Consider the following 15348-nt stretch of genomic DNA (forward strand, 5'->3'; position numbering starts at 1 on the left):
ACCTACCACGATTTTTGTAAGGAAAATTTAAACCGTTGATCCGTCAATCCGAGTTAAAACTCTGCGTATAATCGCTTATTTTGAATTCCAAGGGTTGAAAGCCGCGTTCGCCGAGTATTTTGTACTTATCGTCCTTTAAAGTCATGCTAGCCTGTGCTTCATCTACTCTGATCTCGGAAACTGACTCGAACTCGGTTTTATCACATATGACTCTGGTACAGGTACCGGTTTTACATGGAACCGGTTCAGGATCGCAGCTACAGACCCCGGAAGAATCAGTTTCGGATCTGGTCTCAGTTACTTCTGAAAGACGGTAGTCTTCATCCTGTATGCTCGTGTCTTCGAGGTTTGTTGAGACAGCCTGCTCAGCTTCCCGGCTGTAGAGATCATACGCATCAGATCTTGCCTCTGAGTTAGCCTCAGCTGCTAAACCTGCTGTAGTCCCACATGCTGAAGCTGTTCCTGTATACCGTCTTCGGTTGCCTTCCCATTCTGACTGTAGGTCGTAGAGTATCTTTGCTGCCTCTGCGGCGTAAGTACCGTAACGGTTGTTCCGGGAGTTGAACGCGGCCGTTGTGGAAGACTCCTTAGTAGCAGTCACAGTTGTCTTTTGTGCGCTACATTCGACCGCAAGATAGTTCTCAGGGCTTAACTCTCCTTTTAACACATCCTGTGTTTCCGTGATCGCTATATCGATTTCCGGGTTGGTTATGCGACATGGTACCGGTTTTTCATCAGCCACATAGTTTTCATGAAAGTAGCTCTCGGAGGCAGTCTCAAGGTTGCTGACTGCGGTACTTCGTAAGTTTTCAGCGGTAAAAGTTGAGACCTTTTGACCAGTCCAGGAAATATCGCCGCCCGCCCTTGCTTTCTCAAGTGTTTTCTGCTCGATGGATCTTTCAACCCCTACCTGAGCGTAATCATACAGGTAGCTGTCAGCTGCTGAACTCGCCCTTGAGACCATGCGCAGATCATCTACAACGTAAGATGTCTGCTGGGTTACGGACTCAGAAAGCAGCAGCGACTGACCCGAGAGCGTTAAACTCATTCCGAACATTATAGTAATAGCTAATACATCTGCTGCTACGCCTTTCCTCAACTTTCATCACCTACAGAATCCTGTACCCACAGCTCGAACTCTGCGGTCTCTCCACCGGCAAGAGGAATCATCCTGGAATACGAGATCTGGCGGTTTGCCTGACCGTCGCTGACCTCTATAACAGATGCCCTGTTTTCCACTTTCATCCGGTAATACGATGAGTCAAGTGAGGCATCAAGTGTGTAATTAAAATGCTGTTCGAGATCGCTTTGAACCTCTGATTCCGAGAAAGTATCCTCTCCCAGCCTTATGTTGCCGTTTGTCGACAGGTAAAGTGACAGAAGCTCTTTAGGAGCTATTTGACCGTACTTGGAGCTAGGTTGTTCGTCGATGTAGATATCTCCGTTTAATGAGGTTTTGATCGCAGAGCCGGCTTTCACTTCATTTAGAGAGTAATCGACTCTCGGCCTTATATCTTCCTCCAACCTTGCCTCCCCCAGTGTAATTATTAAGAAGAATGCGAGCGCTGTGAAGATCGCCGCACCGTATACCACAATCTCCCCGATCATCTCCTGACCTTTAGAGGATCTGATAGACACTCACCCGTGCTAAAACGTTTTCTTTTTCGCCTTGTAAAGTTACAGGAGCGCTTACAGGCTCTGTGTAAACCGTTACCTGTCTCCTGGTCGAGATTCCTTGCTGTTGAGTACATTCAAGGTCATAGGAGGTCTCGGAAAGAGGTTCAATGAAGACCGCGAAGTTTTCCCCATCAAGGCCGTTGACCTCCGGTATGTAACAGTAAGAACTTTCTTCCATGTAGCCTAGCTGTGAGTCCGTTGCCTCCTGTGTGAAAAGCTCTACCGGCAGAGTCGCTCTGCGCCCACTGTATTCGTAGTTCAAGCTGCCCTGTTTTGACTCCGGCACCTGATAAGTCAAGAGATTCTGGAGAACAGTTGCAGCCATGAACTCGTCTTCCCCCAGATCCTCGGTCTGTATGTTTATATCGACCAGTCCTGTGAAAAACAGCGATACAATTATTCCGAACCCAGTCAACATCATCAGCGTATAAGGTATTTTCTTCAGGGCGTTTTCCGCGGTAAGACTCAACTAGCACACCCTTCTACATCAAGATACAGTACGTCGTTTTCACTGTAAATACAAAGCTGTGAGTCTATAGTACGGAAATCTGTAGGCGCAACGACACCAGAATAAGACTCATATACAAGAGAAAAATCTTCTGAAATAGACTCACCGTCATACCTCAAACTAACTGTCTGCTCGCTAGGATCATGTGCTATCTCGTAACCCTTCATTTTAAGCTTAGCCTCGGCATCAGCCGAATCTACGGAAAGCGCGGTAGAGCTAATACGTGTAGACTGTACGTCCAGAGTAGAGGTCTTAAGAAAAGCCGTGCTGTTGAAGGCCAATGTCAGATTTACCGTTAGCAGGACCATAGCTGTGAGAAGCGGATCGATGTTTTCCAGAAAGCTGGCACTCACTGTTTTTCCGCTTCCACAACGATCTTGGGACTTGAAGGGTTTTGAGCCGAGACGTTGATCGACCATTCCGCCCCATCGATGCTTGTACCCGGCCATTCATACGAACAGTCATCGTTCAGCACATGAGTTCTTGTAGAAGACTCTAGCTCCGCTACAAGCCGTGATTCGGAGTCCTCTGTATCTATCTTCAGGTTTGAAATCGTACCCAATACGTATTTTTGTTCATCATAGCTTTCTTTGTCTTCTTCATTTACGGCCTGGCATCTATCGGCGATCTGGTTTGCTATCGACTCTACCTTATCCTTAGGACTGCCTGTTATATCGTCTGTAGCTAGCATCATAGACATGCTAGTAACTATTACTATAGCTGTTAAGGCTACTAGAAAGCCGACTGTAACCTCTCCAACAGCTTCTTCTGCTATACCTTTACGTCGCATGAGTTCTCAACCTGTTTTCCGTGTAATCAGTACACTCTGCGGCGTTTTCCAGACCCTGTTCTTCAAAGATACATTCCGCATCTTCGCTTAAAGAATCTGTTTGTTTACCGACTTGACTATCAGCTCTCCGCTCTGTAACTGTTAAAACGCCTATAACTGCTAGTACAATAATTATTCCGAGCGCCAGCGCTATTACGAAGTCTCGGGATATCATCCGAGTGTGGCGTTGGTTGCGAAGTTACTGAGGTTTTGAGCATGTGACTGTGCGAAAACCGAGGCTAGCACAAGAACTATCATCCCGATTACAAGTAAAACTACGTAGTTCAGCGGCATGATGAATCCTTTACGGCGCATAATCTAACTATTGACTCTCGGAGGTTAATATTACTGCGGTGAAGGAAACTCAACAGAGTTCGCGAAATCACCGAGCAGCTGATCTACCCATCCTGTGGCCGCAGCCAGGATTAAAGCCACTGTTATGACGCCTATGACGATTTTCATCGTAAAACTTATCGATATCATTCCTTTCCTGTATTTCATTGTTCCACCCATTTCCTGTTTCCCGGTTCACATACGTATATCTTCTCCTCTCCCTGTTCATGGACCCTGACCCTTCTAGGGCCGGGTAGTGCTTCATCACATACAGCCCAAACCGATCTCTGCCGGTTATCGGAGGCAAGATCGCCACAGATCAGATCGCCGTACGGCTGGAAGACCTGATCGCTATCCTTTTTACTGCCCTTCAAGAAGTCAATCTCGGTACTATCGACAGTTTCATCGCTGAAACCTTCAGCCACAAGTTTGTCTCTGTAGAGATCGCCTGAGCCTTTCTCGAAGTTATGACTTACCGAAAACGCCGTTGACGATACCTCGACCGAGTTTACAGGCGGAAACGTACCATCGTGCTGTATAACCGTGCCGTTCCAGTAGTAAGCTCCGCCAGGGTCGTCAAACGAGTTGGGATCGTTGTCCATGAAATGAAGCGCGCACTGCGAGTTGGTAGGTTCATGCCATTCGTAAAAAGCCGTAGTCCATCCACTGGCAGAGAATGAAAGCGCCATCTGCCGAGTCTTCGTAGGGAACTGTCGATAGTTAACTCTTAAGGCCATGTACGGCGAAGAGGTCGGACCGTCAGGCTGTACGCCCGTAACAGAGCCGCAATTCGGTTCTTCAACCTCTGTTATAACTATGCGGGCGAATTTCGGTGCGTTACCTGTGCCATACTCCTCTCCGGCCTCACCGTCGTTTGTTGGAGAGCCTTTGTTTATCTGGATGTATCCTTTATCACCCTTACAGAGTTTTACCGAGTCCTTACCGTCTAAACCCTTGACGGTTTCACTGCCGCTCACTTCCTGTTCGCCACCACAGTAAGGACTGTTTTCAAGATCGTTAACGCTCCAGTCGCTGGCACGGCCGTCAATATCTTGCTCGACATCGAAGTAAAGAGTATAGGACTGTGATGAGAGAACAGTTCCCTCACATAGTTCTGCCCAGCGATCGTAGGATTTATCGGAGAATCCTTTCAGCTTGGACTCAAGGTACGTCGAATCGTCGTTCGAAGTCAAAGTAATCGTCTCTTTTACCTCGAACCGCTCACGGGAGAAGATTCCTTCCATATCCTGTCCTGTTCTCTGAGCCACCCCTGTCTGACCCAGCCCCGTGGATCTCGCGCCGTAACAGTCCGGGTACTGACCCAGGTAAGTATCGGCAAGAGCAGGGTAACCGGATTGAGGCCAGTAACCTTTCTTTTTTACATCAAAATTTCTTTGAGACGGATTGTTCTGGTAGCAGACCATCGGATGCATACCCTGTTTACACAGCAGTTCTCCGTTTTCATCGGTGTCGTATCTGCATCCGTCGTTTGAACCTCTCTGGTAGACAAGCATTGCGAGATCGGAGACATCCTGCTTATTTGCGACATCGACTGTGTAATCGGACTGCTGTCCTATGGCTTCAGTTCCCTGATCTATAATATCTGCGATAGGGCCGTCGGTGTAAGCAGTCATTACTGTCCCGGCCGCTCCAAATGCGGCAACGATCGCCAGAATTGTACCTATCGCTATCGAGCCTTTCACAGTTTCTATTGTCTTCTCTGTATTATTAATTCAACCTTATCCGCAGATGTTCCTGCCAGTCATATCTGCGACCATTGAGGCTGTTGCTCGCCAAGGACCCACACACATAGTATTTCCTCCCTGGGCCTGAAGAAGCGGCACTATCACAGTTATCAGAATCAGGGCTGCGAATATAGAAATCACCAGTTTCACAACGACTGTTATGGGAATACTGCCTTTCTCCATACCCTAGTTTATCACCCCCGGTATAATTAACTGAGCGTGCCTGGACGTGCGTTCTGAATTATCTCTTCGAAACCTGTAGACAGTATACCTGCTACGACGAGAGTTACAATACCTGCTATGACTATAAGCACCAGTATCTCCGTAGGCAGGGTTACAGAGCCTATCCTGTTGCGACCGATGATACAACACCTCCAAACAGCCAGCTAATGGTTATCATGACCAGCGAGTAAATTATGACGCCAGATATAAGCATTTTACCGATTGTAAGCGCCCTGTAAGTAGGTTCCTCGCCTTTAGTTATCTTTGTGCTGAACGTGCCAAGAATGTAAAGCAGCTGGATCAGATAAACCCCGACAACAAGCTGTAAGGCTTCTGGAGGTATAGCGCCACCGATGTCCTGGGCGAAACCGAAACCGGCACTCGGCGCCTGGTTCGACTCAAGATCGGTAAAAGACTGAGATATCTTAAACATTGCTGTCATAATCGTCTGGGACATTCCAACCGCGATCGCCGATACTATCGGCGCCAGAATATAGGAGAGCATCACAAGAGTGGTTGTAGTTTCTTCAAGCAAGTCATTAAGCGTCTCCTGAGTTCTGTGAATGTTCTGGAGGTAACGGGAGATAGTCATCATTGTTACCGCCGCCATCTGTGTTCCTTTCTGCGAAGACTGGGTTATAGCCTTCATAACTGTCTCGATAGTCTGACTTGGATACTCTCTGATCGCGCCGTGCGTTGAATCGAAAAGAGCGTCTTCAAAGGTCATTCCCATCCTTGTAACGTTTTCAGAGGCTTTCTGGAAAAGCCCTGATATCTCCATGTCCTTTGAATCCTCTGCTGCTTTCTGAAGTGCCACCTCAACAGGTGTGCCGCCGGAAACCTTGTTACCTAACTGGAAGAGTACGTCAGGGAACTGGCGCTCTATCTTCTGAAGTTTCTCGATAGCCTCCTTCCGATTACGGTTCCCGAGGTACATCGTGGCGCCTATACCGAGTCCAAGCCCGGAAGTGATCGAAAGACTTCTAAGCAACATCATAAGCGAGTCAGGATTGCTGACAGAACCGTAAAGACCTGGAACAGACGATACCTCCTCTGCGGTAAACGGATACATATGAGGGAACTGTAAATACCCAAGTAAACCGTAAACCGACAGCAAACCGAATATAACAACGCCTACAACCCATGAAGGTATCCGGATTTTCTGACCTGCTATTGTAAAACCTGTTTTTCCGCGTTCAGGCAGATAATCATCGTCAACAGGCTGTGTAGATGTTGTAGGCGGCCGAGACGTCAGAAGTCTCTGCATGAACCACCACAGCCCGGTAGGCAGCATAATATTGAACAGCATCACCAAATGAACCGGTGTTATGACACCCCCCATGAAAATCGAGACAAGAGGAAGCATAATAAGACCTAAGACCGGTAAAAGCGCACCCAATGCGTTAAGTATCATCACAGGTGTTTTCAGGCCCTGTGCATAGTGTTTCATCTTTTCCTGTGTGCCTTCGAGTATGTTATCAATTGAGTCCTGTAGCATGTCTTTCCGTCGCTCAGTGTTTGATTCACGCATAGCAGCCTCCAGCATCTGTAAGGACTGAAGATAATCGTCATTGTAGTCTTTCCAGACCTTAGTGTACTCTTCAAGCGATTTAGAAACCCTGGAATAGTTACCTACCTCCACATTCCAAAGAACCCTTTTCAGATCCGAGGCGATTTCTCCGTTGAGATTCAAAGCCGCGAAACGGACTGCGCCCTCGATGTTCGGAGAGCTACGCATATAGACAACCATGTAAAGTATAGACAGTATCATCTCTCCGGAAGACGTTATCATCTTCTCTTTAGCATCATAGACCGGTTTCAGGTAGGTATATGCCGTCGCGGAAATAGGGAATATTATAAGCAAAAACAGCATCTCCATCGGCAGCAGGTACTGAACAGTCGTCCCATCAGGCGTGCTGACAGTTGTGCCTGTCAGAAAGTTCAGGCCGATCAGAACCATCCACATCATGAAAGTTATGAAACCTACAAGCGTCGAAGCGCTAAGAACCATTCCTGGAGAGACTTCCCATCCAAGTAAACGAAGTGGAGGGCCGAGACGTTTCATAGACGATTCTCCTGCTCTTATATTAAACAAAGAGCCGGCTTTCTGGCAAAGACGTTCATAACGCGACAGACCTTGCTCTTGGACCTCCTCTTTCTTGTACTTCTTGTAATCCCTGGAATAACCTCTCTGAGTGTCGTTATCGTACGGCGGAAGCTCTATATCACGGTTAAGATTATTTACAATTCCTTTGAGCTTGTCTTTTTCATCTTCATTCATGGAACCCTACCCCGTATTCCTCTCAAGCCATTCATTCCAGCGCGCATAGATGCGCTCGGCGTTTTGCTCCCCATATTCTTGACTGACCTTATTAGCCAGTTTATGATACTTCTGATTGGCTTCAACTACGAAATCAGCCTCCATAATCTCCTGATTGTCGACCTCATGGGATCTCTCAACAAGTCTCTGTTTCATCTTCTTTCTGAGCTGTATGTTGTCCCATACAGCCTCCCAGTCGTTTTTCCACTCCCGGATATTTTCAGCGATCCTGTTAAGAACCATTGATTCGCCGTTAAGCAATGTATCAGTTGGTACAAGCTCGTCTTTGTTCGAATCATACCGCATAAGATCAACGAAGCCGTTTTCCTCTTCAGGATCGTCTGTCCAGTCCTTTCTAACTTCTGTTATGCCCGTTATACGTCTGTAGGTCTCCATACCATCCGGTGAACGGATCTTGTTGACGCTGACGATGACGTCAGTTGCTTTGAAAGAGGTTTTTGGAACCCCTAGGTCGTTTACAACCCGGTCGAATACAGAGTAGGCTGACTCTCCGTGGATAGTTCCTCCAACAAAGTTTGCTACGGCCCCCACACGCATGGCCTCGTAAAGAGTTTTAGCCTCATCGCTTCTAACCTCTCCAATTACAAGCGCGGAGTCTCCAAGCCGCAGAGAAGTACGGATAGCCTCATCCGCTCCGAGTTCGTTTTCCACCTGTGTAATTACCGAACGTGATTTCATCCTTTCGACGTTGTAACCCAAGTCCTTCATCTGATTGATCGGCAACTCGAGAGTGTCCTCTACGGAGACTATCCTGTGTTTTTTCATTATCTCAAGCATGGAGGCGCCTAATAGAGATGTCTTTCCGGCTCCACGGGTTCCTGAGAAAAGCACAGAACGGTTTCCGTCCACGATGAAAGATATCAATGCGGCTCCTAGCGGGTTAACCATGTCCTGGTCCATGAAAAGCGGTAATGTCCAGGCCTTGGATCTGTGACGTCGGAAGGCAAAGGCCAGGCCCTCTGGCGAGAGGCTTTCCTGTATTATAGCTACTCTTGCCCGACCTCCCGGTACCTGTGCTTCCGTATCGAGTACAGGGTTGGCTTCATCCAGTGGACGGCCTGATTTGATTCTGAAACGTGTTGCCCAGGATTCTGCCTCGTCTTTGGTCGGTATAAGGTTGGTCTCACACTCTTCGTACTCTTCGTGAGTTATGAATATCTCCGAGTCTCCGATAGGCGAGTTTACAAAAACGTCTTGGATCTTCGGATCGCTTAGTAAAAGCTCTAGAACTCCCAGACCAGAAGTGTACCTGTTCAGTATTGCTGTCAGGTCCTCGAGTTCTTCCTGATTGAGAGAGATGTTCATCTGGTTGGATATATCCCGCAGCATGTCCCTTCCAATGTTTTCGAAAACCTGGCGCATACGTTCCGGGCGGGCGAACTCTCCGCTTTCCGGCTGGTGAGAGGCCATAAACCGCCGGGCGGCATCCAGTATCCGGTACTTTTCCTCGCTTAACTGGAACTCCGGAGCATTCACATGGTAGACCGGCTGGACCTTGTCCGGTACCTCGTAGATCGAGACCTCGATGTTGTTTCTAACCGTATACCGGTCGATCTCCTTGCCTCTCTCCGGAGGCAGGCTCATGTACTTTGTAAGCATGAAGTTCGGACGTACAAGCGGGTGGAAAAACTCTCTGTAGACCTCACGATCGCCGACGTGATGACCTGTCACGTAGTCGTTGTCTCTTGCCTGCTGTATTAGCTGCGTTTCCTCCAGCTCATCGAGTATTGGATCGATTACATCCTGGAAAAAGTATTTGATACACCTATCCTTCCGTTCGTATGTTTCTCCACGCTGCTGGTTGAGATGCCGTCGTTTACGCAGCAGTTCGACGTAGGCACCGACCGGATCCTTTCTTAACGTATCTACGATTATGCTCTGGACCTCAGGCAGCTGTTCGCTGTAAAAGGAATCGCAGCGAGATCCAGGGTTCTGGGAAAGGTATCCCTGTGCGGATATATCCTGTATTACATGCGCTATCTCTCTAAGCAGATCGATCTGTTCTTCGCCGTATTCGTAATCCCGTGATTCGGAGAGTACTACCGAGTTCGCATCCGGGACTTCCTGTAGTATGTTTATTACACGGCTCATTACCTGTTCGTAGTCCTCGATGGATGCTCCGTAGATAGAGCCGAGGACGTTGACACTGACTGTAGCCGTGTCTTCATCGTACTCGTAGTCGAAAACGTCGAGATTGTGAACAGTCATGCCCCTAGGATTATTATTCAGGCGGGCGTGAATAAAAGATGTGGCCCGCCAGCAAGACACTTTAAACCAGGTTGTAAACCGAGTAAACGACTTCAACCGTCGTATCCGAGACCTGGAAGAGAAGATCCGTAACATGAACGCAAGGGTAAACACCTTGGATGACAGTCTTTTAGACAAGACCCAGTCTCTAAGCAACAACATGCAGGACTTAGAGGATGAGATCGAGGAGGTTCGGGACCGTATCGCGAACATGGAAGTCGACATCAAAGAGATAAACAGGGAGAAAAGAAAGTTTGTCTCCGAACAGCAGCTGGATGAGATGGAGAACTTCATGAAGCTGATGAATCCTTTGAACTCGAACTTCGTGACCCAGAACCAGTTAGAGGATGAACTGGACGGCCGGGAAACGGTTTCGAAAAAGGAAGTTGAGAAAATGATAGACAGAAAGATAAAAAGCAAGCAGAGCGAATCTAAAACTGGTTTGGAATGAAGTTTGAACTATTCGGCCGATTACGGGACAATGATGGCGGAGACAGTGCTTCGAGCGACAGCGAGTACGGCTCGAGTTTTGGAACCGCCAACGACCAGATGAGTATGGGCGATAGCCTAGACAGAACTGTAGAAAGCATGTTTTCACAGGGCTACAGCGAAGACGAGATAAAACAGGAACTGGCCGGACAGTACAACGAATCGGATATAGATCAGGCAATCACTAACGCGGTTGCCTCATCGGCGCAGGGTAATTCCCGTTCCAACGGACCGGAACCGATGACACCGTACCAGAGCGATCAAAGCGGTGGCGCGGTAAGCCCTATGGACGAAGGCTTCAATAGGAACCAAGAGCAAAACGATAGTATGGATAACGGAAACTTCGACCAGCAGCCCGATCAAGACCCGGAGCCTATACCTCAGCAAGGCGGGCAGATGGATCAGCCTTCACGTAGCGGGAACGTCGATCCAAGGGTAGAAGAGCTGGTTGAGACAGTTATAGCCGAGAACATCGATGATATTTTCTCAGAGTTCGAAAACGTTTACGGCGAAATTGATAGTATCAAAGAACAGATGGAGGATATGGAACAGCGTCTTCACGACCTCGAGGTTCGTGACGATGAGGACCAACAGCAGTTCGTCCAGAAAGTCGAAGAGATGGAGAGCCATGTCGATAACTACCAGTCACGTATCGGCGGACTCGAGAAAGCATTCCAGCAGGTACTTCCATCACTTGTGGACAACGTCCAGGATCTCACCGGTCTTGTACAAGAGATCAAAGACGAGAGAGGTATCGAGACAGAAAAAGACATCGATACCGAGAAGATCGAAAACATGAATATGGAAGACTGGTAAAACAGCCAGTCAGATAATTTTTCCCTGAATATTAGCCTCTGCTTGTTTCAGTCAGATCAAAATAAACTTTTACTCGTCGTCTCCGCCGCCACCGCCTGCGGTCACTGCTACGAGAATAATTATGAATATCATTGTCAAGACCGGCATTACCGCATCCTCCCAGACGCTGCCTGATGTCTGTGGGATCAGACCAGTTATATCGTACTGGTAGAGGAATACAAGCACTAAGGCGATTAAGCTGAACCCGATGGCAATACCTCCGATCGGATTGTCCTCTCTATCAATCTCTGAGAAATCGATCCCGCCGATCGCAGCCAGGACGATTATCCCGATCAAGCCTACAGCCACGAAAGCCAAGGCCGCCATAAAATTGGTGAAAAGACCTTCTGGGACGAACATCACCATACCTGCCGAGGTAAGGAATCCTAGGGAAAGTGCGATGGCGCCATTAACCATTTCATCCTCAAAGTACTCGTACTTGCTGAGCGCACCGTAAGTCACAGACATGACAATCAGCCATGGGAAGATCACCTGGAACACTCCCATGTCCATCATAGTTCTGACTAGTTCATCAAATACTCCCATTTATTTTCTCACCTCAGTCATCGTCCCAGTCCTCAGTCCATGCCGATGGATCAAGCATCAGTCTTCTTAGAGGCGGGCCTCCGCCACCGTCATCGCCGCCCTCGCTTAACGTCCATAGGAGGACTCCTCCGATGACAACCGCCCAGATCAAACCGGATTCAACTAATCCGTTGATGATAGGAGCTATAGCTCCGACGTTAAGCTCTGTTAATATTGGTGGCCCGAAACCTCCTGCAGAGGTGAAAGCCGCACCTGCCATAGCAACAGCAGCGAGTATCAGTAGCGGGCCTGGGAAGTAGCTATTGTCGTCTCCGAGATCCAGTCCCAGGAACGCAAGTATAGTCATTAAACCCAGCAGACCGACCATTCCAACCGCGAACTTCCCGAAATACTGGATGAAAAACTGCTGGTAGAAAGGCCGGGCGATAAGGAAGCGCGCTACATAAAACGCGCCTACAATAGATACAAGGGCTGCGAACTGCTCTCCTCTTCCATCATCTGTGTCAAATATAGGTACTCTCTTGACACCAAGGAACAAGATGACATAAGTCAGTACAAACGGAAGTACCCCTGTAAACACATCCTGCTCCATGAAGAGTCTGATCAGTTCGTTAAAGCCCGTTGCCATCTGAATTACTCACTCATGTTCCGGTTCATCAACCAAAGCTCACGTGCGATAATCATCAACGCCAATGGTGTGAGCCACGGGCTGACAACCTGCTTTCCGAACTCTATCATGCTGACGTCTCCTGCCGCGAAGAAAAACGCCCAGATCGTAACAACTACAAATCCGAACGATAGAGCCACGATTGTAAACTCATCAACTATATTTTCAATGTTGTAAATGAAGTCAGAGAAAGATCTTTTTTCACTCATTTTACTTCCACCTACATGAACCCTCCCATTTGATTCTTTCTTTTATTCCGGTTTTGGGCCCAACTGATAAGGTATCCTGCCGCGACACCTAGAATTAGCACGTCCGGGTTAGCCATAGCCGCCGACATTAACTGTTGCATTAATCCTGCTTCTGCCATTTTGAATCTACCTAAAGGTTAATTGCCTGTTTCTGGTTTAAATAAATGAACTAGTGACCTAGCTGCTCGAGTTTTTGCTCTAGACGCATAACCTTAGTACCTGCCTCTCGAATCACAACCTCTTCTTCATGTTCTTTGGACAGCTTGTTCTCAATAGATTGGAGTTTTCCGATGATATCATTCACAGTCTTCATTTTTGAGGAATTATTTAGATGATCAACCATCTGAAGAAGTGTAGATTCTAGCTGTTCGATTAACTTTACCTCCGTTTCCATTTGAGAGTCCTCCTGCCTATCCATATCTAGATCGTTCTCTATTATCGCTAGCGTCTCTTCAAGCACACTTTTTAATTGACCCTCAAGATCTTCAATGTGGTTAACCCACTCTTCAGCTGATTTTTCAGATGGCGTTTGAGACATTATTTGAAGCAGATCTTGTCTATTCTCTCTCTGAGCATACTGTCTCATCGAACGTTCCATGACCTTAAGCTGATTCCATTTGTGAGTATCTTTGAACTCAGCTATTCGGCGGTATGCCACAATAAACTCTGAGGCCATAGCACCCAGCTCATGAAGCTCATCATCCATTAAATTTTCCTCCTCAACAATATTGCCCTGAAGCAAGTCAACATCTGCATTAATCTGCTTTAACTGCTCTTCTATATCTTCAAAGGACTTTGTCTCAGTATCTTCAGAAAGCTCTCCTTTTTCAGCTTTTAGAATCCTATTTATGTCAGACCTCACATTATCGAGGCGACTTTTTATGTCCTGTATATTACCCTCATCTTCTTTTGCGTCCCGCAAACACTGCTTAGCTTCAGGAACGACCCTTTCCTCCATCTCTTGTATGTCTTCTTCAAGCTGATGTCCTGCGGCATTGAGGCCGCGTACAGTCTTAGATAGATGATCGACGTACGCCTCGTAGATAGATTTTGGGTTGTTACCTGCTGAACCAGATGTTGAATTAGTCGCCATTGAAATCACCTATGGCAGTGGATCTCCGCAGTTTGAGCAGTTAGTAGCACTGCCGTCATTCAGGTTTCCACAGTTGTAGCAGGGCTGATAACCCTGACTCTCAAGAAAGTCATTCCATTGCTGGTTAACTCCGTCAATACCAGGTAGGCCGTCAGCCGCTCTGTCAAAAAATCTTCCTACTGGAGAATTCCTCAAATCCATGTATGAACTAGCAGCATAGTTTGAAGTGGAAGCTAAACCCTGAGCTCCAAAACTAAACAAGCCGAAAACAATGCTCGGACCCATTAGCAGAGTTCCAACCAAGAAAGACAACGCTAAAAAGCCTCCGAAGATTGCCATAGACCAATATACATTACCTACTAGGAAATCCAGAGGGCCACCTAAAAGAGTGATTAGTGAGAGAGCTGTCAGCACAAGAACCCCATTCTTTGGGCTAATAGAGCCTCTTGCCGGAGGACTTGTACTAGAATCCGCCATTAAGAACTCAACAACATGATTAAAACTCCAGGGACCTCTCTGAGCTACTATATTCACAAAGATTGCTATTGACGCATAGACAAATCCCCATATAACTACAAAACCCGCCAAGTAGGAAGGGTCGCTGAAATTACCGATACCCTGTGTAAAACCAGACCACAATCCAAGCAGAAAACCTACGGGATCTAAAGAAGAAGCTGAAGGGCCTCTCCAGTCTGTTTGCGCCGCGCCTAACCCCAAAATCGATAAGAAAGCGGCCAAAAACGAATAATACTTGTATCTCTTCACAGCCACAATTTTGTAGCTTGTTTTTATAATGTTAACCGGTTATGACCCTGTAGAAAACCCACAAGAGCGCCATTAAGATAGCGCCGTAGAGCAGAAAAGTAATACTTCCAAAGACAGCAGCTGTAATCGTATCTAAATTCTGGAAAAATTTCGTAGGTACGATCATCCCTGTGATAGCAAGCGCCATAACTATAGAATATTTCTTTAGGCGCTTTTTCTCCTGTTTGACGTTATTCCAGGGATTACTATCATCTTCATCTAACGTAACCATCAGTGCTTTTTCCAGACCTCGCTGAAATATTAAGAATAAAAGCAAGAAAGGAGCTACAAAACCAGAGAGCAACTCTGTAGTGGAAGAATAGTCTGAGAAAGAAGTTGCCGAATAATCACTGTTCGAAAAGATATCATTGTTATTTTGATGAGTTCCTGTCGCCAATCCTGTAGCCATCAACGCCGTTACGACTAAAATACATATCTTCCTAGTCAAAGTCTAGATCACCTGAATCGAAGTCCATGTCGCCTCCGCCAGTCCCTGTACCAGATGTTCCGTGGACTTTCTCTATGTATGCTGGTATGAGTTCATCGACCATGAAGCCGGATACTAGTCCTGCTCCTCCGATCACTGTGAGTCGTGATGCGAACTCTGTTAGGCCTGCGATCTCAGCTACCTGTTGTGTGAGTACAAGTGATGCCAGGTACCCTATTACTGCGGCGGCAGGGAAGGCTATGTATTTCCAGGGATCGTTCATAGTCAAGTTTTTGGAGAAGCTGTTTTTATCGGTA

Annotated in this window: 21 protein-coding genes; 2 read left to right on the forward strand and 19 right to left on the reverse strand. The window is 47.2% G+C overall.

Features of this window, described 5'->3' with window-relative positions:
- Nucleotides 1-43: 43 nt before the first annotated feature.
- From SVXnc_RS05045 to SVXnc_RS05100, 12 genes are all read right to left on the reverse strand, one after another.
- The gene (locus SVXnc_RS05045; protein ID WP_347721827.1) at nucleotides 44-1099 is read right to left on the reverse strand and encodes a hypothetical protein; all 1056 of its coding nucleotides are present in this window, start codon (nucleotides 1097-1099) and stop codon (nucleotides 44-46) included.
- Nucleotides 1096-1638: a hypothetical protein gene (locus tag SVXnc_RS05050; protein WP_347721828.1), complete on the reverse strand. Its 543-nt coding sequence runs from the start codon at nucleotides 1636-1638 to the stop codon at nucleotides 1096-1098. The genes SVXnc_RS05045 and SVXnc_RS05050 overlap by 4 nt, the downstream gene beginning before the upstream one ends.
- Nucleotides 1619-2146, reverse strand: coding sequence for a hypothetical protein (locus SVXnc_RS05055; protein WP_347721829.1), 528 nt, complete (start codon nucleotides 2144-2146; stop codon nucleotides 1619-1621). The genes SVXnc_RS05050 and SVXnc_RS05055 overlap by 20 nt, the downstream gene beginning before the upstream one ends.
- Nucleotides 2143-2538 (reverse strand): hypothetical protein, encoded by a 396-nt coding sequence (locus SVXnc_RS05060; RefSeq protein ID WP_347721830.1) that lies wholly within the window; start codon nucleotides 2536-2538, stop codon nucleotides 2143-2145. The genes SVXnc_RS05055 and SVXnc_RS05060 overlap by 4 nt, the downstream gene beginning before the upstream one ends.
- Nucleotides 2535-2975, reverse strand: a complete 441-nt coding sequence (locus SVXnc_RS05065; protein WP_347721831.1) for a hypothetical protein — start codon at nucleotides 2973-2975, stop codon at nucleotides 2535-2537. The genes SVXnc_RS05060 and SVXnc_RS05065 overlap by 4 nt, the downstream gene beginning before the upstream one ends.
- A complete protein-coding gene (locus SVXnc_RS05070; RefSeq protein ID WP_347721832.1) occupies nucleotides 2965-3189 on the reverse strand; it encodes a hypothetical protein in 225 nt (74 codons plus the stop codon). The genes SVXnc_RS05065 and SVXnc_RS05070 overlap by 11 nt, the downstream gene beginning before the upstream one ends.
- Nucleotides 3186-3329: a hypothetical protein gene (locus SVXnc_RS05075; protein WP_347721833.1), complete on the reverse strand. Its 144-nt coding sequence runs from the start codon at nucleotides 3327-3329 to the stop codon at nucleotides 3186-3188. Before SVXnc_RS05075 ends, SVXnc_RS05070 begins: the two co-directional genes overlap by 4 nt.
- 30 nt (nucleotides 3330-3359) lie before the next feature.
- Nucleotides 3360-3515 carry a hypothetical protein gene (locus tag SVXnc_RS05080; RefSeq protein ID WP_347721834.1) on the reverse strand — a complete coding sequence of 52 codons (156 nt, stop codon included), beginning with the start codon at nucleotides 3513-3515 and terminating at the stop codon, nucleotides 3360-3362.
- A complete protein-coding gene (locus tag SVXnc_RS05085; protein ID WP_347721835.1) occupies nucleotides 3512-5050 on the reverse strand; it encodes a hypothetical protein in 1539 nt (512 codons plus the stop codon). The genes SVXnc_RS05080 and SVXnc_RS05085 overlap by 4 nt, the downstream gene beginning before the upstream one ends.
- A gap of 36 nt (nucleotides 5051-5086) precedes the next feature.
- On the reverse strand, nucleotides 5087-5275 hold the full coding sequence (locus SVXnc_RS05090) for a hypothetical protein (RefSeq protein WP_347721836.1): 189 nt from the start codon (nucleotides 5273-5275) through the stop codon (nucleotides 5087-5089).
- 160 nt (nucleotides 5276-5435) lie between these two features.
- The gene (locus SVXnc_RS05095) at nucleotides 5436-7595 is read right to left on the reverse strand and encodes a type II secretion system F family protein (RefSeq protein WP_347721837.1); all 2160 of its coding nucleotides are present in this window, start codon (nucleotides 7593-7595) and stop codon (nucleotides 5436-5438) included.
- A gap of 6 nt (nucleotides 7596-7601) precedes the next feature.
- Nucleotides 7602-9863, reverse strand: coding sequence for an ATPase, T2SS/T4P/T4SS family (locus SVXnc_RS05100; RefSeq protein ID WP_347721838.1), 2262 nt, complete (start codon nucleotides 9861-9863; stop codon nucleotides 7602-7604).
- Nucleotides 9864-9903: 40 nt separating this feature from the next.
- On the opposite strand from SVXnc_RS05100, the gene SVXnc_RS05105 reads away from it, so the two are divergent.
- Nucleotides 9904-10353, forward strand: coding sequence for a hypothetical protein (locus SVXnc_RS05105; protein WP_347721839.1), 450 nt, complete (start codon nucleotides 9904-9906; stop codon nucleotides 10351-10353).
- Nucleotides 10350-11207: a hypothetical protein gene (locus tag SVXnc_RS05110; RefSeq protein WP_347721840.1), complete on the forward strand. Its 858-nt coding sequence runs from the start codon at nucleotides 10350-10352 to the stop codon at nucleotides 11205-11207. Before SVXnc_RS05105 ends, SVXnc_RS05110 begins: the two co-directional genes overlap by 4 nt.
- Before the next feature lie 69 nt (nucleotides 11208-11276).
- Here SVXnc_RS05110 and SVXnc_RS05115 read toward each other — a convergent pair whose 3' ends face one another.
- The 7 genes from SVXnc_RS05115 to SVXnc_RS05145 all read right to left on the reverse strand — a co-directional run bounded on the left by SVXnc_RS05115 (nucleotide 11277) and on the right by SVXnc_RS05145 (nucleotide 15314).
- Nucleotides 11277-11792: a hypothetical protein gene (locus SVXnc_RS05115; protein WP_347721841.1), complete on the reverse strand. Its 516-nt coding sequence runs from the start codon at nucleotides 11790-11792 to the stop codon at nucleotides 11277-11279.
- A gap of 13 nt (nucleotides 11793-11805) precedes the next feature.
- On the reverse strand, nucleotides 11806-12420 hold the full coding sequence (locus tag SVXnc_RS05120; protein WP_347721842.1) for a hypothetical protein: 615 nt from the start codon (nucleotides 12418-12420) through the stop codon (nucleotides 11806-11808).
- 5 nt (nucleotides 12421-12425) lie between these two features.
- Nucleotides 12426-12668 (reverse strand): hypothetical protein, encoded by a 243-nt coding sequence (locus tag SVXnc_RS05125; protein WP_347721843.1) that lies wholly within the window; start codon nucleotides 12666-12668, stop codon nucleotides 12426-12428.
- 208 nt (nucleotides 12669-12876) lie between these two features.
- Entirely contained in the window at nucleotides 12877-13800 is a 924-nt protein-coding gene (locus SVXnc_RS05130) for a coiled-coil domain-containing protein (RefSeq protein WP_347721844.1), read from the reverse strand.
- A gap of 9 nt (nucleotides 13801-13809) precedes the next feature.
- On the reverse strand, nucleotides 13810-14565 hold the full coding sequence (locus tag SVXnc_RS05135; RefSeq protein WP_347721845.1) for a zinc ribbon domain-containing protein: 756 nt from the start codon (nucleotides 14563-14565) through the stop codon (nucleotides 13810-13812).
- A 31-nt stretch (nucleotides 14566-14596) separates the two neighbouring features.
- Nucleotides 14597-15052 (reverse strand): hypothetical protein, encoded by a 456-nt coding sequence (locus SVXnc_RS05140; protein ID WP_347721846.1) that lies wholly within the window; start codon nucleotides 15050-15052, stop codon nucleotides 14597-14599.
- Nucleotides 15045-15314 carry a cyclin family protein gene (locus SVXnc_RS05145; RefSeq protein WP_347721847.1) on the reverse strand — a complete coding sequence of 90 codons (270 nt, stop codon included), beginning with the start codon at nucleotides 15312-15314 and terminating at the stop codon, nucleotides 15045-15047. Before SVXnc_RS05145 ends, SVXnc_RS05140 begins: the two co-directional genes overlap by 8 nt.
- Between the last annotated feature and the right edge of the window lie 34 nt (nucleotides 15315-15348).

This window comes from Candidatus Nanohalococcus occultus (assembly GCF_029207735.1).
Classification (GTDB): Archaea; Nanohalarchaeota; Nanosalinia; order Nanosalinales; family Nanosalinaceae; genus Nanohalococcus; species Nanohalococcus occultus.